Genomic DNA, 25458 nt, shown 5'->3' with positions numbered 1-25458 from the left:
TACTCCAGGAAGGACAAAATGAAGAAAATACTCATTCCCGTTGTCATAGTGGTCGCCGTCGGCCTTGGCTATCTTGTCTGGAACAGCCCCTCTCAGGCCAACCAGCCCGCTGCGGTCCGGGTTGCTCCGGCACCGGAAGTGGCCGTGGTGACCATGCAGGAAGAGGAGGTCCGGCTGACCACGGAACTGCCGGGACGCACCGCCGTGTACCAGATGGCTGAAATCCGGCCGCAGGTCGGCGGCATCATCCAGAAGCGGGCCTTTACCGAAGGCGCTGAGATCAAGGCCGGCCAGCTCCTGTACCAGATCGACCCCTCCACCTATGAAGTGGCCGTGGCCCGCGCCAAGGCCGCCGTGGCCAAGGCCAAGGCCGAACTGGAACCGGCTCGTCTCAAGGCAATACGCTACCGCGACCTGATCCGTACCAAGGCCGTCAGCCAGCAGGACCACGACGAAGTGCAGGCGGGCCTGGCCCTGGCCGAGGCCAATGTGGCTGCGGCTCAGGCCGAGCTTGGAGCCGCCCACATCGATCTTGAGCGGACCAAAGTCCTCTCGCCCATAAGCGGCCGCATCGGCCGATCCACCATCACCCCCGGCGCGCTGGTCACGGCCAATCAGGCCCAGGCCATGGCCACCGTGCAGCAGCTCGACCCCATCTATGTCGACCTGACCCAGTCCAACACGGAACTTTTGCGCATGAAGCACGCCCTGAAAAGCGGGGCCGTCCAGTCCGCCGGCGAGGCCGCGACGAAAGTGAGCCTCATCCTCGAAGACGGCGCCGTCTACGCCCATGAAGGCGTCCTGCAGCTGGCCGAGGCCAGTGTCGATCAGAGCACCGGCTCCGTCACGCTGCGCGCCGTCTTCCCCAATCCCGAGCGAGACCTTCTGCCGGGCATGTATGTCCGCGCCGTCGTCGAGGAAGGGGTGCTGGCCAGCGCGCTGCTCATCCCGCAACAGGCCGTGGTCCGCAATGCGGAGGGACAGCCCCTGGCTATGGTCGTGGACGGCGAGGAAAAGGTGGCTGCCCGCCCCCTGGAACTGGACCGTGCGGTCGGCGGTGACTGGATTGTTCGTCAGGGGCTGGCCGCCGGAGATCGCGTGGTCATCGAAGGTTTGCAGAAGGCGCGCCCCGGCGTGCAGGTCCGTGTTGCCCAAGACGCGATGTAAGGAACTATCATGGCACATTTTTTCATCAATCGCCCGGTATTCGCCTGGGTTCTGGCCATCGCCGCCATGCTTGGCGGCGTGCTGGCCATAACGGGCCTGCCCATCTCCCAGTATCCGCCCATCGCTCCTCCATCGGTGGCCATCAGCGCGACCTATCCAGGCGCGTCGGCCAAGACCCTGGAAGATGCGGTCACCCAGGTCATCGAACAGAAGATGAAGGGCATCGACAATCTGGACTACATGTCCTCGACCAGCCAATCCTCGGGTCAGGCCGAAATCACCCTGACCTTCAAGGCCGGCACCAACCCGGACATTGCCCAGGTACAGGTCCAGAACAAGCTGCAACTGGCCATGGCGCTGCTGCCGCAGGAAGTGCAGGCCCAGGGCGTGCAGGTCACCAAGGCGGTCAGGAACTTCGTACAGGTGCTCGGCTTCGTTTCCGAAGACGGGTCCATGGCCAGGGCGCAGCTGGCCGACTATGTGGCCGCCAATGTTCTTGACGGCATGAGCCGCGTGGAAGGAGTCGGCGAGGTCACCCTGTTCGGCTCGCAGCACGCCATGCGCATATGGCTCAATCCTGACCAGTTGCATACCTACAGCCTCACCCCGGCGGACGTCGCCGCCGCCATCAAGGCCCAGAACGCCCAGATCTCCGCCGGTCAACTGGGCGGACTGCCTTCGGTTGCGGAACAGCGCATCAACTTCACGGTCAGCGTCCAGGACCGTCTTCAGACTCCCGAGCAATTCCGGAACGTCCTCTTAAAGACCAACACCGACGGATCCACGGTGCGTTTGGGCGACGTCGCCAAGGTGGAACTGGGGGCGGAAAATTCGCAGGTCGTCTCCCGATACAACGGTCAACCCTCGGCGGCCCTGGCCATCAAGCTGGCCACCGGTGCCAATGCGCTGAAGACCGTCGAGGCCATCGCCGAATACACGGACAGCATCAGTTCGACCTTCCCCGCCGGATTGAAGGTCGTGGAAGCATTCGACACCACGCCCTTCGTGCGCATCTCCATCGAAGAGGTGGTCCGCACCCTGCTGGAGGCCGTGGTCCTGGTCTTTCTGGTCATGTACCTCTTTCTGCAGAACTTCCGGGCCACGCTCATCCCGACCATCGCCGTGCCCGTGGTTCTGCTCGGCACCTTCGGGGTGCTGGCGGCCTTCGGCTATTCCATCAACACCCTGACCATGTTCGCCATGGTCCTGGCCATCGGCCTGCTGGTGGACGACGCCATCGTCGTGGTCGAAAACGTCGAACGAATCATGCATGAAGACGGCTTGTCGGCCAGGGACGCGACCCACCTGTCCATGACCCAGATCTCCGGGGCCCTGGTCGGCATCGCCCTGGTGCTGTCCGCCGTCTTCGTACCCATGGCCTTCTTCGGCGGCTCCACGGGCGTCATTTACCGCCAGTTCTCCATCACCGTGGTCTCGGCCATGGTCCTCTCCGTCCTGGTGGCCCTGATCCTGACCCCGGCCCTGTGCGCCACCATGCTCAGGCCTGCCAAGCCCGGCCAAGGCAAGCGCGGCTTCTTCGGCCTGTTCAACCGTGGCTTCGACCGCACCGCGAACGGCTATCAGAAGCTGGTCGGGTCCATGACCCGGCGCTGGGGGCGATCGATGATCCTCTACGCCCTCATCCTGGCCGCCATGATGTTCCTGTTCCAGCGGCTGCCCACGGGCTTTCTCCCGGACGAGGACCAGGGCATGCTCTTCGTGCAGGTCCAGTTGCCCATCGGCGCGACCCAGGACCGCGCCCTGAATGTGCTGGAACGCATCGAAACCCACTTCCTGGAAGCCGAGAAGGACTCCGTGCAATCGCTCATGGCCGTGGCGGGCTTCAGTTTCGCCGGCAGCGGCCAGAACACGGCCATGTGCTTCGTACGTCTGAAGGACTGGAGCATGCGCAAGGGTCCCGACACGCACGTCAAGGCCATTGCCGGACGTGCCATGGCCGCCTTCTCGCAGTACCGCGACGCGCAGGTCTTCGCCTTTGCCCCGCCGGCGGTGATGGAACTGGGCAACGCGGCCGGCTTCGACTTCGAGTTGCAAGACATGGCAGGCCTCGGCCACGAAAAGCTCACCGCCGCCCGCAACCAGCTTCTCGGCATGGCCAGCCAGCATCCGGATCTGGCCATGGTCCGCCCTAACGGCCTGGACAACACGCCGCAGTATCGCATCGACATCGACTGGGACAAGGCCGGCGCCCTGGGTCTGGCCGTGTCCGACGTGACCGGCGTCATCGCCACGGCCTGGGGCAGCTCCTATGTCAACGACTTCCTGGACAAGGGGCGCGTCAAGAAGGTCATCATGCAGGGCGAGGCGCCCTACCGCATGATGCCCGAAGACCTCGCCCGCTGGCACGTGCGCGGCAAATCCGGCCAGATGGTACCAATGTCGAGCTTCGCCACGGCGCACTGGACTTCGGGTTCGCCCCGTCTGGAGCGCTACAACGGCGTCCCGGCCATGCAGATCCTCGGCGCGCCAGCACCGGGCAAGAGCTCGGGCCAGGCCATGGCGACCATGGAGAACCTGGCCGGCCAGTTGCCTGAAGGCATCGGCTACTCCTGGACGGGCCTGTCCTTCCAGGAACGCCAGGCCGGTTCCCAGACCGCCCTGCTCTACGGTCTCTCCATCCTCGTGGTCTTCCTTTGCCTCGCGGCCCTGTACGAAAGCTGGAGCCTGCCGGCATCGGTCATCCTGGTCGTGCCCATCGGCGTCGTCGGGGCACTGGCCGCCGTCAGTCTGCGCGGCCTGACCAACGACGTTTACTTCCAGGTCGGTCTGCTCACGACCATGGGCCTGGCAGCCAAAAACGCCATCCTCATCGTCGAGTTCGCCAAAAGCCTGGCCGAATCGGGCATGGACCTCATGACCGCAGTGGTCGAGGCGGCCAGACAGCGCCTGCGGCCCATCCTCATGACCTCCCTGGCCTTTGGCCTGGGCGTTCTGCCGCTGGCCCTGAACTCCGGAGCGGGGTCCGGCGGGCAGAACTCCATCGGCACGGGCGTTATCGGCGGCACCATCGCCTCGACCATCATCGGCTCCCTGCTTATCCCGGTCTTCTTCGTCATCGTGGCCAAGAGGGGACTCTCCCGCAAGGAACCCAAAAACGCGACCACTCGCGCCATAATCCCCGGAGGCCACCCATGCGAAGATTGATACTCGTGATCGCGCTCGTCGCGCTTGGCGGCTGCGCCACGCTCGCCCCTGAACGGGAACGCCCGGCCATGCCCGTACCCGAAGCGTGGAACGCACCGGCCCAGTCCGGCCCAGTCCAGGCCGGAATCGACGAACTCGGCTGGCGGGACGCCTTTCCCGATCCGGCCCTGCAGAAACTCATCGCCACCGCGCTGGGCCAGAACAGAAGCCTGCGCCAGGCCGTGCTGGCCATGGACAAGGCCCGGGCGCAATTCGGCATCGCCCGCGCCGATCGTGTCCCGAACGTTGACGCCTCGGGCGTCAACTCCAACACGCGATCGCCCGGAGATCTGCGCGGCGGGATCGAAGGGATCGATCGGCAATGGAACGTGGGCCTTGGCATCTCGTCCTTCGAGCTTGATTTCTTTGGCCGGGTCAAAAGTCTGGAAGACTCGGCCCTGGAGAGCTACCTGGCCACTGAGGAAGCCCGCCGGGCCGCGCACATCAGCCTCGTGTCCCAGGTCGCCAGGGGCTACCTGACCCTGGCCGGGGACCGCGAGCATCTGGCTCTGGCCCGGGAAACCCTGGAAAGCCGCCAAGCGACCCTGGACCTGACCCTGGCGCAGTTGGCCCACGGCATGAGCACGGAACTGGCCCGCCATCAGGCCGAGGAAGTCGTGGCCGTGGCCCAGGCCGAGGTCGCGCGGCTCACGGCCCAGGTGGTCATGGACGAAAACGCCCTGGCCGTGCTGGCCGGGGTGCCGGTCTCGGATATGAACCTCCCGGCGCAGGCCATCAATGATGTGATTCTAAACACGGCGGTCACGCCGGGGCTTCCTTCGGAGCTCCTGACCCGCCGCCCCGACATCCTTGAAGCCGAGCACCGCCTCTGGGCCGCGGGCGCCGAAATCGGCGCGGCGCGGGCCGCGTTCTTCCCGCGCATCGGCCTGACCACCACGGCGGGATTGGCCAGTCTGGAACTGACCGACCTGTTCGATTCGGCCCAGCGGGTCTGGACCTTTGTGCCCAGCATCACCCTGCCCATCTTCGACGCAGGCCGGAACAAAGCCAAACTCGAAGCGGCCAAGGCCGAACAGCAGATCCGCATCGCGCAGTACGAAGAGACCATCCAGAACGCCTTTCGCGAGGTGTCCGACGCCCTGGCCAAAAACCAGGGCTACGAGGGGCAGGTTCAGGCCCAGGCCCGTCGCGCGGCCAGCGCCGAAAAAAGCCGACTGCTGGTCGATCAGCGCTTTTCGGCAGGTCTTGAGAGCGCCTTTGCCGTGCACGACGCCGAACGCACCCTGTTCACGGCCAGACAGAACCTGCTCGATGCCCGCCTGGCCCGAAAACTGGCCACGGTCGAGCTCTTCACCGCCCTCGGAGGCGGCTGGCAGGAAAACGGATTGCAGGCCTCAGCGCAATAACAACCACCTAAAAATCAAAGCAAAAAAGGCGGCCACTGGCCGCCTTTTTTGCTTTGATTAGAATGAAGTCACGATTGGCGAAGAAAGCCGAGGTGCGCCTCGGCCAGGGCCAGCACGCGCTTGCGGCTAGCCACGGAGCAGTCATGATTGGACAGGTGAACGGCGGCGTACCCGCTTAAGGGGCGCAGCGCCAAAGACGTGCGGTTCCACTCGCGCATGGGCAGCTCCGGGTCGGAGGCGCTGCTGGCCATGCGGAAAAAACGCAAAGCCCCGGCGGTCATGACGCGCACCAGGGCGGCATGGTCATCGCGCAGCTTCCCGGCCGCAGCCAGACAGTCGTCCAGGGAGCCTCGCCCAAAGGCGTGCAGCCAGAATGCCTGCCAGTATGCGGACAGTCGCTGCCCGGCCTTGGCGTGGGCGGAGAGGGGTATCAGGTCATAGAGGCCGCCCTTGCGGCCGGTGGCAAAAATCTCAAGTCCGGGAAGCCGCAACCCTGAGAGGTTGCCCTTGCAGCCAAGCATGGCCTCAAGCACCCGGGCCACCCGTGCGGGCTTGAATCGTTCATGACAACGCGGAAGATCAAAACGGCAGCGCCAGCAACCAACGCAATCCCTTGAACTGCGCAGCACCACGTGCCCCGGCTGGTAGGGGCCGGTCTCAAAGGCATGCACCGGGCCCATGGACAGATTGAGCACCTTGAGGCCGGACCAGGCCGCCAGATGCATGGGTCCGGTGTCGGGGGTGATCATGGCGGCCAGACTCTGCCCGTACATGGCGAACGCATCCAGTCCCAGGGACCCGCAGGCGCTGGCCACCGGTCGCGCGGCGAGACGAAGCACCTCGCGGCACAATTCCCGCTCGCCCGGTCCGCCCAGAAGCACCGGGACGAGCCCTCGCCGCTCCAGCTCCGCGATGAGTCCGACCCAAAACGCGGCGCTGGGCCTTTTGTCCGGTTCGCTTGCGCCAAGAAACAGGCCGACATGACGAATGTCCGGGGGCATCTGACGCGGCGCGGGCCAGCGGGTCTGGTCCATGATCCCGTGCGGGATCACGTCCAGGGCATTGAGATCGGCCCAATGAAAACGGTTGTGCCGGTTGTTGTGGGTCAGCGACGCCCGGTATTCCTGCCAGTCTCCCTTGATGCGGGTCACTCCGTCCCGAAGGTAACCGCCAACCAGGGCGTCGCAGCGCAGACTGCCGGCCAAAGCCATGCTTTCAGCCCGGTGACTGAGATTTATGACCAGATGGAATGCTTCGCTGCGCACATCCCCGCCCTGCCCATAACCGAAATAGCGCACCTGCGGACTCAGGCGCGCAAGCGGCCTGGCAAAACCCGGCTCAGCCATGACCCAGACCGGGTGGCCGGGAAATGCCCGCTCCAGCCACAAAAAAAGGGGGAAGGACAGGATCAGGTCCCCCATGCGCTGCATCTGGATGACCAGGATGGGCTTTTTCACCGGCTACCCGTAGATGGAGCGCATGGTCCGCACCAGGGACTTTAAGCGCAGGTCGTAGGTGTGTTCGGCCAGAATGCGGGAACGTGCGGCCTGGGTGATCTTTTTCCGCTCGCCGTCGAGGCGGAGGTAATGGCGGACCAGTCCCGCGATCTCGCCCGGCTCCTGATAGCAGACGATCTCCCGGCCCGGCTCGAAAAGCGCCTCCATCTGCCGCCGGTGGTCCGTGAGCAGAAAACCGCCGCAGACCGGCACGTCGAAGACGCGCTGGTTGACCGCGCCCTTCATCTGCTGGCTGGTGCAGTTGAAATTGATGCGCGTGGCCGGATAAAATCCGGGCAGGTCCGCGTAGTAGTTCAGTTCGCGGTGATAGGTCCAGCCCCCCTCGGGCAGGAGCTCGCGCCAGCCCGGATCGCCGACCAGCAGGGGATTGAAGGGCAGGAGCTCGCGAACCCGCCGCAAGCGGTACAGGAGGGTCGCCTGCCAGGTGATCAGGGTCTCGAAGGCGAGCCGGGTATCCACATCGGGCAGCGCCTGGAAGGCCGCCAGATGCCCCAGCCGTTCCTCTTCCAGAAAACGCTTCACGGACAGGCTTCCACTCTCCATGAAGGCCTGCCCGAGATCTTCGAAGTCCCGAAGCAGGGCTGGGGGAAAGTCGTAATGCCGCAATTTGGCGTGCACCTTGTACAGCATGGAGTTGCCGACAAAGGCGACATCGCGCTTAAAGGTCGTGTCCGGCGCGTAGGCGAAACGGTGCGGGTCCGTGGCCAGGGGCAGGTAATGAACGCGGGAAAAGCCCTGCGCTTTGAGCGACTCGATGTTGTCCACGTCCCAGGTGAAAAGCGTGACCCAATCCGAGGCCAGATTCTCGTAGACGTAGAGGATGAGGTGCGGATTATCGACGAACCAGGACGCCAGGGGCAGCTCCATGCGCGCCAGAAGCGCGGTCAGGATGCCCTCCTTGTCAACGCCGAGATGATTGATGGTCAGCACGAAGTCCGGACGGAAAGCCAGAATTTCCGAAAGAATGGATTCGACGAATTCCTGGCTGCCCACTTCCTGGCTGGGCAGCTGCACCAGCGAGGTCGCGTAGCCCAGGCGGGCGAAGGCGGCCTCAAGCTCGCCCATCAGAAAATAGGAGCTGGTCAGGAGCAGCACGCGCGGGACGCTGGAGCGGAACTTGGGATAACGCGCCCGGCTCCAGAAATCGACCTTGCGGCTGAGCTCCAGGCGGTCGGCCAGATCGCGATACAGAGCGGGCCGCAAGCGGGCGTAAAACGGATCGCGCACCGGCGCGAAAGGCAGGCCGCCGTGCCGGATCTGCCAGCGGGTCAAGTGATCCAGGGCAACAGCCGGATCGGCCTCGACTATCCAGAACACGCGGGGATCGCCCTTCCATTTCTGAAGCACTCCGGTCAACAGGCCGATGGATGGTTCGGCATCGACCACGGCCACCGGGCCCGCGACCTTGGCCAGCACGTCGGCCAGGCCAACTCCCAGCCCGGAGCCCAGAAAGACGGGCAAAACGCCGTTGACAGGAATATCCGCCGTCCGGCGCAATTCGTTCTCGGCTCCGCGCTTGCCGCCCAGGTGCTGAACGCGGCCTTCGCGCAGGACGCGCACATCCACGGACCCGTCGGGCAACTGGATGCGTTCGGCGGAGTAGTCTGTTTCGGCGGTCATGGCTTCAGACCACACCACGGGCCGCGCCACGGGCGGCTTGCGGAAGGAAAAAAATCAAGATGGCGGCATGCATGCTGTGTCCTGTCAAAAAATGAACGTTCGCAAAACTCGTAGCAACATGCCTGCCAAAAAGAGACTAGAATTCGTCGCTGTCCAGCCAGATGGTCACCGGCCCCCAATTGACCAGGGACACGTCCATGTCCGCGCCGAATTCGCCCTCGGCCACCAGCGGCCACTGCCGACGCAAATCGGCCACAAAGGACGTGTACAGGGTCAAGGCGGCCTCGGGCTGGGCGGCTTTTGAAAAGGAGGGGCGACGGCCCTTTCTGACATCGGCATAGAGAGTGAACTGCGAGACCACCAGGACGGCGCCGCCGTGATCGGCCAGGCTCGCGTTGATGGGACCGCCAGCGTCGGGAAAAAGCCGCAGGCCAAGGAGCTTCTGCATGAATTTGTTCCAGACCGGTCCGCCGACCATGTCCGGATCGTCACTGCCGCCGAAGCCGAGCAGCACGGCGATGCCCGGTCCGATCTCGCCCACCGTGCGGCCCTTGACGGAAACGGAAGCCGAGCGCACCCGCTGCAGGACCGCCCGCATCAGCCCTGCACTTCCGAGTAATAGGCTCTGGAACTCGCCTTTTCCGAAACCATGACCTCCGTCAGGCGGACCGGGTACGGGGCCAGGAGGTTCTTCATGCGCAGGAACACGAAGCGGGCTAGCAGTTCGGAAGAGGGATTCTGTTCGGCGAAATCCGGCAGGTCGTTCAGATGCCGGTGATCGAGTTCGTCGGTCACCTCTTTGAGCAGACGCTTGAGCGCCTTGAAATCCATGAGGATGCCGAGCTTCGGGTCAAGGCTCTCGCCGACCACATCAACCTCCACCGTGAAATTGTGGCCGTGCATGTTCTCGCACTTGCCTTCGTAATGCCGCAGCTGATGCGAAGAGCTGAAATCCGAGCTCACCCGAAGCCGCCATTGCCCTTGTGTCATGCCCTCTCCTGTCGTGTTCAGATCTGTCGCCACTGTTCAAAATCCCGCCAGAAATCCGGGCACGGCGCAACCATGAAGTCCGGCCCGAACTGCAGTCGGCACACGTATTCCCCGCGAGCAAGATCGACCTGCACCGGGGCCTGTCCCGGATACCGCTTGACGATCTCCCCCAGCCCGATCCAGTCAGGGTCCTTTCCGTTGGCGCGCACAAAAAGGACCACCGGCTCCGTGCCCGACCCGACCACCTCCGAGAGCAGCTTGAAGGACTCGGCCAGAATCTTGGACTTTTTGGGCCCGTCCTCGCTCTCCTCGCCGTTCATCTCGCGCTTGGCCACCACGCCGGTCATGAGCAGCGGCTCCTCGCAGGTCAAGAGCTCGCGGTAGGTCACGTACGGCTCCGAAAAAACAATGGCCTCGCCCGAACCGCTCAGGTCCTCGATGCCGCAAAAGGCCATACGATCGCCCTTCTTGGTGTTGATGGTCTTCATCGACGTGACCAGGACAGGCACCTGCACCGGCGACTTCTCCGTCAGGTCCGCGCACTGCGCCAGGGACGGATAGCCGAGCCGCCTGATCTCCTGGCGGAAAGGCTGCAACGGATGGCCGATGAGGAAGAATCCGAAAGCCTCCTTCTCCATGCGGCATTTCTCGTCATCCCCGAATTCCGGCAGCGCGGCCTCGTCGTCCTCGATGCCCAGCCCCGTAAGGTTGCAGGTGTTCTCTTCCACCATGCCCATGAACGAGAGTTGGCCGGAGGTTTTGCGCTTGGCCCGCTTCTGGGCCATGGCCTGGACCTTGTCGAGGTTTTCCAGCAGCGCCCTGCGCGAGCATCCGAAGCTGTCCATGGCCCCGGACTTGATGAGGGAGTCGAGCACCCGCTTGTTGACCTTGCGCAGATTCACGCGCTGGCAGAAATCAAGCAGGCTGGTGAAATCCCCGCCCTTCTCCCGTTCCTCCTCGATGGACTCGACAGCCCCCTCGCCCACGCCCTTGATGCCGGACAGACCGTAGCGAATGGACTCGCCCTCGACGGTGAACTCGTTGAAGCTCCTGTTCACGTCCGGGGGCAGGACTTCGATGTCCATGTCCCGGCAGGCGCTGACATGGGCCAGGATCTTGTCGGTGTTGGACACCTCCGAGGTGATGATGGCGGCCATGAACTCGGCCGGGTAATGGGCCTTCACGTAGGCGGTCTGGTAGGAGATGACCGCGTAGGCCGCGCTGTGGGATTTGTTGAACCCGTAGCCCGCGAATTTTTCCATGAGGTCGAAGATGTACTCGGCGGCCTCCTGGGAAATGTTGTTCTCGCGCGCGCCGTCCAGAAAGCGCACCCGCTGCTTGGCCATCTCCGCCGGGTCCTTCTTGCCCATGGCCCGGCGCAGGTTGTCGCCCTCGCCCAGAGAATACTTGGCCAGGTCCGAGGCGATCTTCATGACCTGTTCCTGGTATAGGATGACCCCGTAGGTATCCTCCAGAATGGGGTGGACCACCGGGGCCAGTTCCTCGAATTCGTACTCGACCTTGCGCAGGCCGTGCTTACGGCCGATGAAGTCGTCGACCATGCCGGATTCCAGCGGCCCCGGGCGGTACAGGGCCAGAAGCGCGATGATGTCCTCGAAGCAGGAAGGCTTGAGGCCGCGCAGCACCCGGCGCATGCCGTCGGATTCCAGCTGGAACACGCCGTCCGTCTCGCCCCGGCAGAGGAGCTCGAAAGTCTGCGGGTCGTCGAGAGGCAGCTTTTCCAAGATCGGCACGGGCTTGTTGTTCTTGCGGATGAGCTTCAGGGCGTCGTCGATGACGGTCAGGGTTTTAAGGCCCAGAAAGTCGAACTTGATGAGGCCGATCAGCTCGACCTTCTTCATGTCCAGCTGGGTCACGACCTCCCCGTTCTTGCCCTTGTGCAGGGGCAGGTACTCGACCATGGGCTTCTGGGAGATGACGATGCCGGCGGCGTGGATGGACGAATGCCGGGCCAGGCCCTCCAGGCGCCGGGCCACGTCGTAGAGCTTCTTGTACTGCGGATCGCTGTCGATGAGATTCCTCAGCTCCGGCTCTTCGTCCAGGGCCTTGGTCAGGGTCATCTTCAGGTCGTCGGGAATGAGCTTGGCGATGCGATCGGCGTCCTTGAGGCTGACATCGAGCGCCCTGGCCACGTCGCGGATGGCGCCCTTGGCCTTCATGGTCCCGAAGGCCACAATCTGGGCCACATGGTCGGCCCCGTATTTTTCCGAGACGTATTTGATGACCTCGTCGCGGCGGTTATAGCAGAAGTCCACGTCGATATCAGGCATGGACGCACGCTCCACATTCAAAAACCGCTCGAAGAAGAGCGCGTAGCGAATGGGGTCCAGATCCGTGATCCTGAGTGCGTACGAGACCAGCGACCCGGCCGCCGACCCACGGCCTGGGCCGACTGGGATATTCTTTGATTTCGCCCAGTTGATAAAGTCCTGCACGATCAGGAAATAGGCTGGAAAGCCCTTTTCGATGATGACGCCAAGTTCGAGTTCAAGACGCTCGCGGTAAACGGACTCGTCCACCTCGTAAGGCAGGGCCGCGATGCGCTCCTTCAGCCCCTCTTCGGACAGGCGGCGGAATTCCTGGTCCAGGGTCACGCCCTCGGGCACGTCGTAGACCGGAAAGAAATGCTGCTTGAGCTTTAGTTCCACCTCGCACATGTCGGCGATGCGGCCCGCGTTCTCCACGGCCTCGGGGCAATGGGCAAAGGCGGCCTCCATCTCTTCCGGGGCCTTGTAGTAGAATTCGTTGGTGTCGAATTTGAGACGCTGCTTTTCCGAGGCGATCTTGCCTGTGCCTACGCACAGGAGGATGTCGTGGGCCTCGTAGTCGTCCTTGCCCAAGTAGTGGCAATCGTTGGTGGCGACCAGCGGCAGCCCGGTCTCGTTGGCCAGTTCCATGAGCCTGTCGTTGACCACTTCCTGTTCTTTGAGACCGTTGGACTGCAGCTCCAGATAAAACCGGTCCGGAAAAATCTCCATGTATTCGCGGGCCTTCAAAAGGGCGCTGTCGAAGGTCCCGTGGCGCAAGGCATAGGGCACTTCGCCCTGCAGGCAGGCCGACAGGCAGATAAGGCCCTCGCTATGGGCGCGCAGGTATTTCTTGTCCACCCGGGGCTTGTAATAAAACCCTTCCAGGAAACCGGCGGACACGATCTTGACCAGATTGTGATAGCCGATCAGATTCTGGGCCAGAAGAACAAGGTGAAAGCGCTTTTTGTTTTCCCGCTCGAACATATCGTCGGCGATGTAGACCTCGCTGCCGATGATGGGTTTTATGCCGTGCTTCTTGGCCTCAAGGTAGAAGGGTACGGAGCCGAAGAGATTGCCATGGTCGGTGATGGCGGCCGATGAAAAGCCGAAATCAACGGCCCGGGCGCACAGGTCTTTGAGGCGAATGGCGCCGTCCAGAAGACTGTACTCGGAATGGCAATGCAGATGGGTAAAACCGCTCATGGTGCTCTCGGGAAAAAGGGAATTTCGGAATCGGGGAAAGGAAGACTAGAAAAGGTTGGCTGGTTTCGCAAGCTGCAGAAAACGGCCCTAAAACAGGGAGCATACGGCGTCGATGGCGGCGTACTGGTAGTCAAGATCCGGCTCAAAATGAAACTTCATAGCAACAAATTATCTTATTATTTCAAGGTTTTTAAAAAAAACATCCCTGAATTTCTTAGCTAAGCTTTGCTAAAACAACGCCCTTTAGCTTAGCCATTCAAACCTCCGAAGCCAAAGCCCACACAGAAGACTGCCTCCCACCAAGATTTTGAAGATGACCTTCTCTCCGCAATGCTTGAAGGAGATTCCTAATCTTATCGCGCTTTTGCTTGAACGTCAGGACATCAGACAGCTTAGGCAGCAACAATTCGTCCAACTCCTGCCGGGAAGCCTGTTTGTATTGTCGAAGATATTCAATAATCATCTTCCGATAATGTTCATCATCAAAAGCACGGTTATGGATGTACCGTGCCTTCTGGTCTGTCCACTCCGCCACTTTGGCTGAAATGAAATAATTCGGCGCTCGACCTTCGATAAGTTTGCCTTCCCGTAAAGCGCGTGCTTCATTCGCAGAAATAGACAGTCCTTTTTGCACCTTATCCAAGAGAAAAACTTGTCTAAGTTTAAGATCTGCCCGACGCATCAGCAATTGCGTATAGTTTGAGTCCAGAATCTTGCCACTCAAAGAAAGCCTCACCCGAGGATACCCGTCGATTTCCTCCGCGAAATCATAGTCCGGCAAAGGGAAATACCTTTCGCGTTGTGTTTCGTACATGCGCCGAATCCCGCTTCCCGCCTGATCAATCATGCGTAGTCGAATCATTCCATCAATAAGCCACTGATTCCGGTAACGCTCGGGAGGAGACTGATTTTCCAACATCCATTCCACGCTTTGCGGGATGAATGAACCCAAATTGGAAAAAACCAGTTTGTCAGGGTATTCGACCACATTGATCTTGCCGCCGAGTCGATAGTCCTGATGCGCGATGCAATTATGCAGGGCTTCGCGAATAACCCAATTGTCATATTGAGGAATCGGAACGGGAAAGAGGCTACCGTCCGGCATGTACTCGATGGGCACATTGCGGATACGGCGGAAAACGGCATCCGTAGCCAGCAACAAGGGCATGCCAAAATGCTGACTGCTTATCATCCTGTGCTGGTCATCGCGGAGAATCCACGAGATCTTGACATCCGCCGGAGACAGAAAATGCGCCGATTCGTCTCTACCCAACAAAAGAAGTGTGGAACGGGTTATCCGGCCCTGAATAGTCAGTCGGGCTTTGTTGAGCAACGTGGTGATATCCCAACCATGGGCATCCGTCCGGATTTTCTCCTGCCGTTCCGGATCGGTTTCCCCTTTCAACAGATGATCAAGAAACCGTTGCCGGCAAAAAGACACGGCGTCAGGATCAAGATCATCAAATGTGGCACCTGGAATTATCTGACTGGACCAATCTTCAGGGCTCTCCAGTGCGGCCCATAGGCGTCCCTCGATTGCAGGATACTTCGCAAGCTTCGTCTTATGGCTGTCAACCCGAATAAACCGCTCTCCTTGAAAGGCCAGCGGTGCCATGCGCGGAGGGTGGATTTCCAGCATGATAACCGGACCATCCGCATGCTCCAGACGATGAAACTGAAAATCCGGCTTTGGGCTGATCTTCTGCATCAGCCACATTATAAGAGATTGATTCCCCTCTCCCTTTGCCGAAAACGGATCAAACACCGTCCCTGTAATGCGATGGGTCCCGTTCTCCACACCCCAAAGCAACCAGGCCCGATCCTCATTGTCCAGGCGAGCGGTGTTGCCCAGGGCGCAAATATATTCGCCGATGTCGTGAGGATTATCCCAATTCGACTTGAACTCGACGGTCCCCGTCTCTTCGGAAGCGGAGCACAGCCGGTCAAGAATTGCGGCCAAAGCGGCACGATCCATCTATCCCTCCACACGTCGTTTCCATGGCATTGTTCAACACTGTCCATAAGCGCATCGCCCGAAATATTTCCACCGAGAGACACCTCGGCGGCCCTCCGGTCCCACGAGGGCTGGCGCAAGACATCTGAGCCGGGACCAAAGAATTGACATCGCGGGAGCCTGCGCGCGAAATGACAATGCAGTTGGAAGAAGCCGCCCATGACGCTCACGGACAAAAAACGGATTCACTGCCAAAAAAGACTAGAAAAGGCGGGGCCGAATTGCAAGCCGCGCTTCAAAGCAGAACGCCCGGACTGGCCGGGCGTTCTGTAATTGCATCGGAATCATAAGGGATTACAAAGATGCTCCGACCGTCTTGATCAGGCGCAGCAGCTGGTTGGTGAAACCGGCCTCGTTGTCGTACCAGACGATGATCTTGACCATGGTGCCGTTCATGACCGAGGTGCACAGGCCGTCGACCACGCCGCCGTAGATGCTGCCGACGTAGTCCATGGAAACGAGCGGCACTTCCGTGTAGCCCATGGCCCCGCCTTCGGGTCCGCTGGCCGCGGCCTTCAGGACGGCGTTGACCTCGGCCACGGTGGCCTTCTTCTCCACTTCCACCACCAGGTCCACCAGCGACACGTTGGGCGTGGGCACGCGAACGGCCATGCCATCGAGCTTGCCCGCCAGGGCCGGGATGACCATGCTCACGGCCTTGGCCGCGCCCGTGGTCGTGGGCAGCATGTTCATGGCCCCGGCACGACCGCGGCGGATGTCCTTGTGGGTGCCGTCGAGCATGCGCTGGCTCATGGTGTAGGAATGGATGGTGGTCATGAGACCGTGCCTGATGCCGAAGGTGTCGTTCAACGCCTTGGCCGCAGGTGCCAGACAGTTGGTGGTGCAGGAGGCATTGGAGATGATGTTGTGCTTGGCCGGATCGTAGAGGCCGTCATTGACGCCCATGACCACGGTCAGGTCGGCGTTCTTGCCGGGGGCGGAGATCAGCACCTTTTTTGCGCCGGCGGCCAGATGCTTCTCGCAGCTTTCGCGGTCCGTGAACTTGCCGGTGGATTCGACCACGATGTCGATGCCCTTCCAGTCCCAGGCGTCGGGAGCGTTGCGGGTGACCAGCACCTGCTTTCCGTTCAGCAGAAAACCCTGTTCGTTGGGCTCGACCTCACCGGCAAAGGTGCCGTGGACGGAGTCGTATTTGAGCAGATACGCCAGCGACGCGTTGTCGCCGCGCGCGTTGACGCAGACCAGTTCGACATCCGTGTTTCCGGCCAGAATGCGGGCCAGGTAGCGTCCGATGCGACCAAAGCCGTTAAGTGCGATTTTGACAGCCATGTTCTCTTCCTCTTGCGCTTATATTTTATTGGATGAACCAAGCACGTTTCTGATCTTGTGCGCCACCATGTCCCGCACCGCTGTTCTGGCCACCTGCAGGTACTGGCGGGGGTCGAAATGCGACGGGTTCTCGGCCAGGTACTTGCGGATGGTCGCGGTCATGGCCAGGCGGATGTCCGTGTCGATGTTGATCTTGCACACGGCCGAGGCGGCCGCCTTGCGCAAAAGATCCTCGGGCACGCCCTTGGCTCCGGCGATCTGGGCGCCGTACTGGTTGGCCATGTCCACAAATTCCTGGGGCACGGACGACGCGCCGTGCAGCACGATGGGATAATCCGGCAAGAGGGCCTTGATCTTCTCCAGGCGATCGAAGTCCAGCTTGGCCTCGCCCGCGAATTTGTAGGCGCCGTGGCTGGTGCCGATGGCGATGGCCAGCGAATCACAGCCCGTGCGGCCGACAAACTCGGCGGCCTGGTCCGGATTGGTGTACACGCTGTGCTCCACATCCACGTCGTCCTCCACGCCGGCCAACTGCCCGAGCTCGGCCTCGACCCACACGCCGCGGTCATGGGCGTAGGCCACGACCTGTTTGGTCAGGGCGATGTTGTCCTCGAAAGACAGATGCGAACCGTCGATCATGACGGAGGTGAAGCCGCCGTCGATGACTTCCTTGCAGATCTCGAAATTCTGGCCGTGATCGAGGTGCAGACAGACCGGCAGGTCATTCTCGGCCAGAGCGGCCTCCATGAGCTTGATGATGTACCCCTGTCCCGCATAGCGGCGGGCACCGGCGGAAACCTGCAGGATGAGCGGGGATTTTTCGAGGTTTCCGGCCTCCATGATGCCCTGGATGATTTCCATGTTGTTCACGTTGAAACCGCCGATGGCAAAGCCTTCGGCGTAACCTCGGGCAAACATTTCCTTGGGTGTGGTCAGGGGCATGATCGTCTCCTTGAAATTCGATTTTCGTTCTACGCCAATTGCCGGCTCAGGGTTTCCATATACACTGCGTGAGTCAAGTCAAAGGTCAGGGGCGTGACGGTGATATAACCCCGGCTCAGCAAGCCCCGGTCGGAATCGGGGTCGACATTTTCCGGCGGAATGACGCCGCAAAGCCAATAATACGGATTTCCACGGGGGTCGGTCCTCTCATCGTACCAGTCCCGGTAGGTCGAACTGGTCTGGCGGCAGACCTTCAGACCCTTGGCGTCGGCCAGAGGACCGGACGGAAAGTTGAGGTTCAGCACGCAGTAGCGCGGAAAACCGGACCAGAAATCCTTTCCTAGCATGCCCACGGCATATTCGGCCTGGGCGGAAAGCTCTTCGGGATGATAGTCATCCACGGACACGGCCATGGCCGGAATGCCGGCCAGGGCTCCTTCGGTGGCCGCGGAGACCGTGCCCGAATAGAGCACGTCCACGCCCACGTTGGCGCCCGAGTTGATTCCCGACACGATCATGTCCGGCTTTTTCGGCAAAAGATGGCTCAGGGCCAGCTTGACGCAATCCGCCGGAGTTCCGGAAATGCCGAGGCCGGAAAACCCTGTTTCCTCCACCTGCTTGACCCGCAGGGGTGAAAACAGGGTCACCGAATGCCCCACCGCGCTCTGCTCGGTCATGGGCGCAGCCACGTGCACCCGGTGTCCGGCCTTGATCAGCGCGCCGTACAGGGCGCGCAGTCCTACTGCTCTGATTCCATCGTCGTTGGTGAGAAGAATGTCCATTTTTCGGGTGCGTCCGGATAAAGTTTCTTGGCCTGGCTATGGCCAAGGGTCAGCGCCTTGACGTTCACATCCAGGATCTTGGCGGGCAAGACGGATGCCAGGGCTTTTTTCACGTTGGCAAAATTCATGAACGGCAGAAAATGACTCAGCGCCCCCAGACAGATGATGTTGGTGGTCTGAGGCATGCCGATCTTGTCCCGGGCCATGCTCGTGAACGGCAACCCCCAATATATGTTGGACGGGGTCTGGGTCACGAGCGAGGTATCCACCAGCAGGAAGCCGGCAGGTTTTAAGTTGCGAAAATACAGGTTGCAGGCCTCCTGACTGAGAGCCACGAGCATGTCAAGATTCACGGGTTTTGGATAGCTGATTCTGTGCGAACTTATAACCAGATCGGCCCGGCTTGCTCCGCCTCGGGCCTCGGGACCGTAGCTCTGGGTCTGCGTGACGTAAAAGCCGTGATCGATGGCCAGCACCTGGCCCATGATCTTGCCCAGGGTCAGGATACCCTGGCCGCCCGTGCCGGAAAGCCGCATTTCGAATCGATTCAGTTCGTGCTGTTTAGGCATTTGGCTGCTCCTGAAGCTTGTTGCGCAGTTCCTCGTATCGCACCTCCAGGCCGGGGCGCATCTCGTCCCTGAACACGCCGATGGGTGTGAACGTTGCCTGCTCTTCCGGGGTGAGCTGTCTATAGCGGTCAAGCTTCACGGTATTTTTCTTGTACCACTGATACATGTCCACCACGGTCTTGTACTTGTTCTTGCGACCGTACTGGGTGTGGCATGGAGTCAGAATCTCGACCAGGTTGAAACCCGGTTTCTCCAGGGCGTCGGAGATGAGGCCGTCGAGCATATTGGCGTGCAGAACCGTGCCGCGGGCCACGTAGCTCGCGCCGCTGGCCATGGCCATGTCCACGATGTCGAAGCTGCGCTCGAGCTGACCGAAAGGCGACGTCGCGGAGACGGTCCCTTCGGGGCTGGTCGGGGAAGCCTGGCCGCCGGTCATGCCGTAGATGTTGTTGTTCAGAACCAGCGCGGTCAGACCGATGTTGCGCCTGGCCGCGTGGATGAGATGGTTGCCGCCGATGGACATGGCGTCGCCGTCGCCCATGACCACGATGACCTTGAGCGCAGGGTTGGCCATCTTGATGCCGGTGGCAAAAGTCAGGGCCCGGCCGTGGGTGGTGTGCACGGTGTTGAAGTCCACGTACACGGCCATGCGTCCGGAACAGCCGATGCCGGCCACGAGCACGACGTCGTCCTTGGAATAGCCCAGACCGTGCACGCTGCGAATAAGCGATCCGAGCACGATGCCGTGCCCGCACCCTGCGCAGTAGACATGGGGGAACTTCTTGTTGTGCCGAAGGTAGTCGTGAATGAGTTGTGTTACCTGTGCCATGGTCACGCCTGCATGATGTTTTTGAAGATTTCCGAAGGGGTGATGATCTGGCCGTCGACGCGGTTGTTGGTAATGACGTGGGTCAGGCCGTTGTTGACCCGCTTCACCTCGCGCGAGATCTGGCCCATGTTCATCTCCGGCACAATGAGCGCCTTGCACTGCCGGGCCAGGGTCTGCACCGCGGTTTTGGGAAAGGGAAACAGGGTCTTGAGCTTCAGAAGCCCCGCCTTGACCCCGCGCTCGCGGGCCATGTGCACGGCAAGCTCGGCCGAACGGGCCACGCAGCCGTAAGCCACGACGACCACTTCGGCGTCCTCGCAACCAACCTCGTCAAAAAGCTGAATATCGTAAAAGAACTGGTCGATCTTGCGGAACTGACGGTGCATCAGCGCCTTGACCTCGTCCGGCTTGGAAGTGGGGAATCCGTTCTGGTCATGGGTCAGGCCCGTGACATGGAAACGGTACCCGGAGCCGAGCGGCGGCAAGGCCGGGACCCCGCGCATGGTCTCCTCGTAGGAGACGTACCATTCAGGCGGCATGGACGGAGTGACCCGCGCCAGGATCTCAAAATCCTCCGGCCCGGGGATGGAGATCTTTTCCCGGGTGTGGGCCGTGATCTCATCCAGAAGCAGGATAACGGGCGTGCGGTATTTTTCGGCGAAATTGAAGGCGACCACGGTCATTTCCAGACATTCCTGCACGTCGCTGGCCGAGAGGACGATGATGGGATGATCACCATGACAGCCCCAGCGGGCCTGCTGCACATCGCCCTGGGCCGGGCTTGTCGGCAGCCCGGTGCTGGGTCCCCCGCGCATGACGTTGACCACGACCAGGGGCACTTCGGTCATGCAGGCGTAGCCGAGATTCTCCTGCATGAGGGAAAAACCAGGTCCCGAAGTCGCGGTCATGGCCTTGCGTCCGGCCAGGGACGCACCGATGACGGCGCCCATGCTGGCGATCTCGTCTTCCATCTGGATGAACACCCCGTCCTTGACCAGGGGCAGCCGCGAGGACATGACCTCCGCGATTTCCGTGGACGGCGTTATGGGGTAGCCCGCATAGAAGTTGCAGCCCGCCAGGAGCGCACCCTCGACCACAGCCTCGTTGCCGAGGGCGAATATTTCCGTTTTCTTACGCTTTTTTGTCGCCATGTTCGTCTTCCCGGTTAGGTGTTCCAACATTTTCCTCCGGCCCCGGGTCGGTGCCCGCGGACGGGTCCAGAGGCCCGCCTTGCGAGGCATCGAACGCGTCGGTCTTTCTGCGGCTGACCTCCTTGGGGGTCACGGAGATCGCGAAATCCGGGCAATGCAGCTCACAGAATCCGCAATTCACGCAGTCTTCCTCGCGCACCACATGCGCTTTGCCATCCGGCCAGAGTTCGAGCACCTTGGACGGGCAAAAAGCCGCGCATATTCCGCAGCCCTTACACCAATCCGGATAAATCGTCACCTTTGCTTGACCTTTCTTTTTGGACATAACCGCTCGATAAAGTGTTGGGGTTTCTTTCGTGGGTATGAAAAAAGGACACGCCCCGCCAATTCTGGTCGTCAATCCGGCCGGATACGCCCGGCCTCTTGCCAAAGTTGAAAACTTGCCTGTAGACGATGTGGGAAACGATCACGCGAAAATCTTTTAAATATTGTGCAACTGCCCAATTATTATAGAAAATATTGACCTCGCCCTCGTTTGCGCCATTACCCCATGCATGCAGGAATAGCAACTTAATGAAGCACAAAAAAACCTACGTACGCGATTTGGATGAAGGAAATTCGATTTCCGAGGTATTTGCCCTTTCCAAGGCCCAGCGAAAGGAAGCCAAGAACGGCCCCTATTGGCAACTGACCCTGACGGACCGCACCGGCAACATCGAAGCCCGGATCTGGTTCCCCCAGAGCCAGCAATTCGACGCCCTCCAGCCCGAGCAGTTCGTGGCCGTGAACGGACAGGTGGCCTCCTTCAAGGACCAGCTGCAGATGAACATAAGCGACATGGCCGTCATCGACCCGAGCGAAGCGGGCCTGGACCTGACCGACTTCGTGCCGTCCTCCGCCATTCCCCCGGAGGAACTCCTGCAGGACATGGAAGAATTCCTGCACGCCGAACTGACCTTCAAGCCCTGGAAAACCCTGTGCAAGAGCGTGCTGCACGACGAACACATCCGCGCGTCCATTTTGAGCGCGCCCGGGGCCAAAGCCATTCATCACGCCTACGCCGGGGGGCTGCTGGAACACACCCTGGCCATCATGCGCATCTGCAAGGCCTTGTCGGAGCTTTATCCGCAGGTGGACAAGGAGATTCTGCTCGTGGCCGCCCTGTTCCACGATCTGGGCAAGGCTTTCGAACTCTCCCACGGCATCAGCCGCGAATACACCGATGCCGGCCGCCTGCTGGGGCACATCCAGATCGGCCTGGAAGTCCTGGAGCCTTTTCTGCGCAAGACCAAAGACCTGCCTGAAGACCTGGCCATGCATTTGAAGCACCTGATCATCGCCCACCACGGGGAGCTGGCCTTTGGTTCGCCCTGCCTGCCGCAGACCGTGGAGGCGTTCATCCTGCACTACGCGGATAATCTGGACGCCAAGATCAATACCGTGCATGGAGCCCTGACCGCGCCCGATGGTGAGGAGGTCAGCGGCTGGAGCGAATATCACCGTACTCTTGGCCGCTACCTGTATCAGCCCATGCGCACGCCGGTCCCGGCCAGGGCGCCGGAGCCCGAGCCCAAAACGCCGAAGAAGACGGCGCCCAGGTCCGGGGAATCATCGCTTTTGAAGGCTATGGGCATCACCGCAACATCCGGCAACTCGTAAGGAGGGGGAGGTATGTTTCTTACTTTTGAAGGCATGGAGGGCTGCGGAAAATCCACGCAGTGCAAAAAGCTCATCGAACATTTCGTGCGTCAGGGACACGACGTCCTGCACACTCTTGAGCCCGGCGGCAGCCGCCTGGGCAAGGAATTGCGCCGCATCCTGCTCGATCCCAAGAACAGCGACCTGTCCTCCACCAGCGAACTTTTCCTGTATCTGGCCGACCGCGCCCAGCACGTGTCCTCGGTCATCCGCCCGGCCATGGAAGACGGACGCACCGTGATCTGCGACCGCTTTGCCGACTCCACCGTGGTCTACCAGGGCTACGGACGCGGCCTTGACCCGAGCCTGTTGCACCACTTGAACGACGTGGCGGTGCAGGGACTCTGGCCCGACATGACGATCCTCCTGGACGTGGAGCCGGAGATCGGCCTGAGGCGCGCCCTGACCCGCAACATGCAGGACAACAAGACCGCCACCGAAGGCCGCTTCGAGGCCGAGAGCATGGCCTTCCACACCCGCATCCGCGAAGGCTACCTGACCTGGGCCGCCCTGCACCGCGGCCGCTTCCTGGTCGTGGACGCGGGCAGGAATCCGGACGCCGTGTTTGATTCCATCCTGCGCGGCCTGGAGGAAAAAGGCCTTGGCTAAACCGGAAGTCACAGGCCTGGTCCTGACCCTGAACGGAGCGAAGCATCTGGGCGCCTGCCTCGCGTCCCTTGATTTCTGCGACCAGATCCTGGTCGTGGACTCCGGCAGCACGGACGCGACGCACGACATCGCCGCCGCCCGCAAGGCCCGCGTGCTGGTCAACCCCTGGCCCGGCCCCAAGAAGCAGTTCGAGTTCGCCTTCGCGCGCATCACCACGCCCTGGGTGGTCTCCCTCGATCAGGACGAGATATTGTCGGCCGAACTGCGGGCGTCCGTCATCCAGGCGCTGCAGGACCCGGCAGACATGAGCGCCTTTCTCTGCCCCCGCACGTCCTTCTATTTCGACCGTTTCCTGCGTCACAGCGGCTGGTACCCGGATCTGCTGCCCCGGGTCTTCAAACTGGCCGACACGGGCGTGCATGTTTCGGGTCCGCACTACGGATTTGAACCAAAAGGAAAAACCCGGCGTCTGGCCGGAGACATCATCCACTACCCGTACGAAAACCTGAAGCAGCATGTGGAAAAGATAAATTACTACACGCAGATCGCCGCCGAGGAAATGCACGCCAAGGGAAAGCGGGCGGGCGTGGCCACGGCGGTCGGCCACGGGCTGGCCAGGTTCATGAAGATTTATTTCTTCCGGCGCGGATTTCTGGACGGCAAGGCCGGCTTCGTGCTGGCGGTCAATTCGTTTTTCTACGCGTTCCAGAAGTATATCCGGCTGGCGGAGCTTGGAACCGCGAAACACCGCGACTCCTGATACCCGGACCCGCCATTCTTGAAAACAGGAATGGCGGGCAACTCATCCGTTCTCACCCAGCCTCACTCGGCCTCACCCGGCCTCATGCGGCCTGGCCATCCGAAGCGGCCGGACCAATCCGTCAAACGTCTCCCCGTCCAGATAGCCGAGTTCAAGGCAGGCCTCTTTCAGGCTTGTGCCCTCGGCGTGCGCCTTGTGCGCCACCTCGGCGGCCTTGTCGTAGCCGATGACCGGCGAGAGGGCCGTGACCAGCATGAGCGAATTCCCCACATGCCGGGCGATGACGTTCACGTCGGGCGTAAGGCCCGTCAGCGCGTGGACCGTGAAGCTTGCGCAGGCATCGGCCAAAAGACGCATGCCCGTCAGCAGATTGAAGATCATGACGGGCTTGAAGACGTTCAGCTCGAAATTACCCTGGGAACCGGCGAACACGATGGCCGCGTCCAGGCCCATGACCTGCACGCAGACCATGGTCATGGCCTCGGACTGGGTCGGGTTGACCTTGCCGGGCATGATGGACGAACCGGGTTCGTTGGCGGGCAGGATAAGCTCGCCGAGCCCCGCGCGCGGACCCGAGGCCAGCCAGCGGATGTCGTTGGCGATCTTCATGAGCGAGGCGGCCAGAGTTTTGAGGGCTCCCGAAGCCATGACCACGGCGTCATGGGCTGAAAGGGCGGCGAAGAAATTCGGGGCCGGCACGAACGCCAGCCCCGTCAGTGCGGCGATCCGACTCGTGGCCAGCTCGGCGAAATCCGGGGGAGTGCCCAGTCCCGTGCCCACCGCCGTCCCGCCCAGCGCCAGTCGGCACAGATGCGGCAGGCAGCCCCGCAGCCGCTCCAGATTATCCTCCAGCAGGGCCGCGTATCCCGAAAACTCCTGACCCAGGGTCATGGGCACGGCGTCCTGCAGATGGGTGCGGCCGATCTTGACGATGCCGTTCCACTCCCTGGCCTTGCGTGCAAGCTCGGCATGCATGGCCGTCACGGCCGGGATCAATGTGCCCGTGAGCATGAGCACGGCCGCAATGTGCATGGCCGCCGGAAAGGTGTCGTTGGAGGACTGGGACATGTTGACGTGATCATTGGGATGCACGGGCGTCTTGCTGCCGAGCGCCCCGCCAAGCAGCTCGATTGCCCGGTTGGCCACGACCTCGTTCACGTTCATGTTGGTCTGGGTGCCGCTGCCCGTCTGCCAGACATGGAGGGGAAAATGCCCGGCCAGCTTTCCGTCCATGACTTCCCGGCAGGCCGCCATGATGGGCTCGGCCACGTGGGGGGACAGCTTGCCTAATTCCAGATTGGCCTGCGCCGACGCGAGTTTCAAAATGCCGAAGGCATGGATGATCTCCGGGGGCATGAGGTCGCCGCCTATGCGGAAGTATTTCAGAGAGCGCTGGGTCTGCGCTCCCCAGTAGCGATCCTGCGGCACCTCGACGGGCCCCATGCTGTCGGTCTCGATACGCGTTTTCGTCATGCT

General features: G+C 61.5%; 21 protein-coding genes. 7 read left to right on the top strand and 14 right to left on the bottom strand.

Annotated features, from left to right (window positions below; translation table 11 throughout):
- The first annotated feature begins 18 nt into the window (after positions 1 to 18).
- From DBAC_RS00510 to DBAC_RS00500, 3 genes are read left to right on the top strand one after another with little or no spacing between them, the layout of a single operon-like run.
- A complete protein-coding gene (locus tag DBAC_RS00510; protein ID WP_012805317.1) occupies positions 19 to 1167 on the top strand; it encodes an efflux RND transporter periplasmic adaptor subunit in 1149 nt (382 codons plus the stop codon).
- A 9-nt stretch (positions 1168 to 1176) separates the two neighbouring features.
- Positions 1177 to 4332 (top strand): efflux RND transporter permease subunit, encoded by a 3156-nt coding sequence (locus tag DBAC_RS00505; protein WP_012805316.1) that lies wholly within the window; start codon positions 1177 to 1179, stop codon positions 4330 to 4332.
- The gene (locus DBAC_RS00500; RefSeq protein ID WP_012805315.1) at positions 4320 to 5738 is read left to right on the top strand and encodes an efflux transporter outer membrane subunit; all 1419 of its coding nucleotides are present in this window, start codon (positions 4320 to 4322) and stop codon (positions 5736 to 5738) included. The genes DBAC_RS00505 and DBAC_RS00500 overlap by 13 nt, the downstream gene beginning before the upstream one ends.
- Before the next feature lie 68 nt (positions 5739 to 5806).
- On the opposite strand, the gene DBAC_RS00495 is transcribed toward DBAC_RS00500, so the two are convergent.
- The 5 genes from DBAC_RS00495 to dnaE all read right to left on the bottom strand — a co-directional run bounded on the left by DBAC_RS00495 (position 5807) and on the right by dnaE (position 13338).
- Entirely contained in the window at positions 5807 to 7195 is a 1389-nt protein-coding gene (locus tag DBAC_RS00495) for a glycosyltransferase family 9 protein (protein WP_012805314.1), read from the bottom strand.
- Between the two features lie 3 nt (positions 7196 to 7198).
- Entirely contained in the window at positions 7199 to 8893 is a 1695-nt protein-coding gene (locus tag DBAC_RS00490; protein ID WP_228644913.1) for a CgeB family protein, read from the bottom strand.
- A gap of 118 nt (positions 8894 to 9011) precedes the next feature.
- The gene (gene dtd, locus DBAC_RS00485) at positions 9012 to 9473 is read right to left on the bottom strand and encodes a D-aminoacyl-tRNA deacylase (protein ID WP_012805312.1); all 462 of its coding nucleotides are present in this window, start codon (positions 9471 to 9473) and stop codon (positions 9012 to 9014) included.
- Complete coding sequence (gene queD, locus DBAC_RS00480) at positions 9473 to 9865, bottom strand: 6-carboxytetrahydropterin synthase QueD (protein WP_012805311.1); 393 nt, start codon at positions 9863 to 9865, stop codon at positions 9473 to 9475. Before queD ends, dtd begins: the two co-directional genes overlap by 1 nt.
- Before the next feature lie 17 nt (positions 9866 to 9882).
- Positions 9883 to 13338: a DNA polymerase III subunit alpha gene (dnaE, locus tag DBAC_RS00475; protein ID WP_012805310.1), complete on the bottom strand. Its 3456-nt coding sequence runs from the start codon at positions 13336 to 13338 to the stop codon at positions 9883 to 9885.
- On the opposite strand from dnaE, the gene DBAC_RS18650 reads away from it, so the two are divergent.
- Positions 13315 to 13560 (top strand): hypothetical protein, encoded by a 246-nt coding sequence (locus DBAC_RS18650; protein ID WP_143890734.1) that lies wholly within the window; start codon positions 13315 to 13317, stop codon positions 13558 to 13560. The two genes, dnaE and DBAC_RS18650, sit on opposite strands and share 24 nt — an antisense overlap.
- A 34-nt stretch (positions 13561 to 13594) precedes the next feature.
- Here DBAC_RS18650 and DBAC_RS00470 read toward each other — a convergent pair whose 3' ends face one another.
- The 8 genes from DBAC_RS00470 to DBAC_RS17520 all read right to left on the bottom strand — a co-directional run bounded on the left by DBAC_RS00470 (position 13595) and on the right by DBAC_RS17520 (position 21240).
- Entirely contained in the window at positions 13595 to 15313 is a 1719-nt protein-coding gene (locus DBAC_RS00470) for an RNA-binding domain-containing protein (protein WP_012805309.1), read from the bottom strand.
- 333 nt (positions 15314 to 15646) lie between these two features.
- The gene (gene gap / locus DBAC_RS00465; protein WP_012805308.1) at positions 15647 to 16642 is read right to left on the bottom strand and encodes a type I glyceraldehyde-3-phosphate dehydrogenase; all 996 of its coding nucleotides are present in this window, start codon (positions 16640 to 16642) and stop codon (positions 15647 to 15649) included.
- Positions 16643 to 16660: 18 nt separating this feature from the next.
- A complete protein-coding gene (gene fba / locus DBAC_RS00460; protein ID WP_012805307.1) occupies positions 16661 to 17584 on the bottom strand; it encodes a class II fructose-1,6-bisphosphate aldolase in 924 nt (307 codons plus the stop codon).
- Positions 17585 to 17613: 29 nt separating this feature from the next.
- The gene (gene surE / locus DBAC_RS00455) at positions 17614 to 18366 is read right to left on the bottom strand and encodes a 5'/3'-nucleotidase SurE (protein ID WP_012805306.1); all 753 of its coding nucleotides are present in this window, start codon (positions 18364 to 18366) and stop codon (positions 17614 to 17616) included.
- Positions 18324 to 18935, bottom strand: coding sequence for a 2-oxoacid:acceptor oxidoreductase family protein (locus DBAC_RS00450; RefSeq protein WP_012805305.1), 612 nt, complete (start codon positions 18933 to 18935; stop codon positions 18324 to 18326). Before DBAC_RS00450 ends, surE begins: the two co-directional genes overlap by 43 nt.
- The gene (locus tag DBAC_RS00445) at positions 18928 to 19764 is read right to left on the bottom strand and encodes a 2-oxoacid:ferredoxin oxidoreductase subunit beta (protein WP_012805304.1); all 837 of its coding nucleotides are present in this window, start codon (positions 19762 to 19764) and stop codon (positions 18928 to 18930) included. The genes DBAC_RS00450 and DBAC_RS00445 overlap by 8 nt, the downstream gene beginning before the upstream one ends.
- A 2-nt stretch (positions 19765 to 19766) precedes the next feature.
- Positions 19767 to 20915 carry a 2-oxoacid:acceptor oxidoreductase subunit alpha gene (locus DBAC_RS00440; RefSeq protein WP_012805303.1) on the bottom strand — a complete coding sequence of 383 codons (1149 nt, stop codon included), beginning with the start codon at positions 20913 to 20915 and terminating at the stop codon, positions 19767 to 19769.
- The gene (locus tag DBAC_RS17520) at positions 20896 to 21240 is read right to left on the bottom strand and encodes a 4Fe-4S dicluster domain-containing protein (protein WP_012805302.1); all 345 of its coding nucleotides are present in this window, start codon (positions 21238 to 21240) and stop codon (positions 20896 to 20898) included. The genes DBAC_RS00440 and DBAC_RS17520 overlap by 20 nt, the downstream gene beginning before the upstream one ends.
- Positions 21241 to 21488: 248 nt before the next feature.
- Between DBAC_RS17520 and DBAC_RS00430 the strand changes: the two genes are divergently transcribed.
- Genes DBAC_RS00430 through DBAC_RS00420 form a run of 3 tightly spaced genes read left to right on the top strand, consistent with a single transcriptional unit; the run spans position 21489 to position 23982 of the window.
- Positions 21489 to 22574 (top strand): 3'-5' exoribonuclease YhaM family protein, encoded by a 1086-nt coding sequence (locus tag DBAC_RS00430; RefSeq protein ID WP_012805301.1) that lies wholly within the window; start codon positions 21489 to 21491, stop codon positions 22572 to 22574.
- Between the two features lie 12 nt (positions 22575 to 22586).
- Positions 22587 to 23222, top strand: a complete 636-nt coding sequence (gene tmk, locus DBAC_RS00425; RefSeq protein WP_012805300.1) for a dTMP kinase — start codon at positions 22587 to 22589, stop codon at positions 23220 to 23222.
- Positions 23215 to 23982, top strand: a complete 768-nt coding sequence (locus DBAC_RS00420) for a glycosyltransferase family 2 protein (protein ID WP_012805299.1) — start codon at positions 23215 to 23217, stop codon at positions 23980 to 23982. Before tmk ends, DBAC_RS00420 begins: the two co-directional genes overlap by 8 nt.
- A gap of 72 nt (positions 23983 to 24054) precedes the next feature.
- Here DBAC_RS00420 and fumC read toward each other — a convergent pair whose 3' ends face one another.
- Positions 24055 to 25455: a class II fumarate hydratase gene (gene fumC / locus DBAC_RS00415; RefSeq protein WP_012805298.1), complete on the bottom strand. Its 1401-nt coding sequence runs from the start codon at positions 25453 to 25455 to the stop codon at positions 24055 to 24057.
- Positions 25456 to 25458 lie beyond the last annotated feature (3 nt).

The sequence above is a fragment of the Desulfomicrobium baculatum DSM 4028 genome (assembly GCF_000023225.1).
Classification (GTDB): Bacteria; Desulfobacterota; Desulfovibrionia; order Desulfovibrionales; family Desulfomicrobiaceae; genus Desulfomicrobium; species Desulfomicrobium baculatum.
Note: the sequence above shows the minus strand (reverse complement) of the source record. Positions and strands in the feature narration are given on the sequence as shown.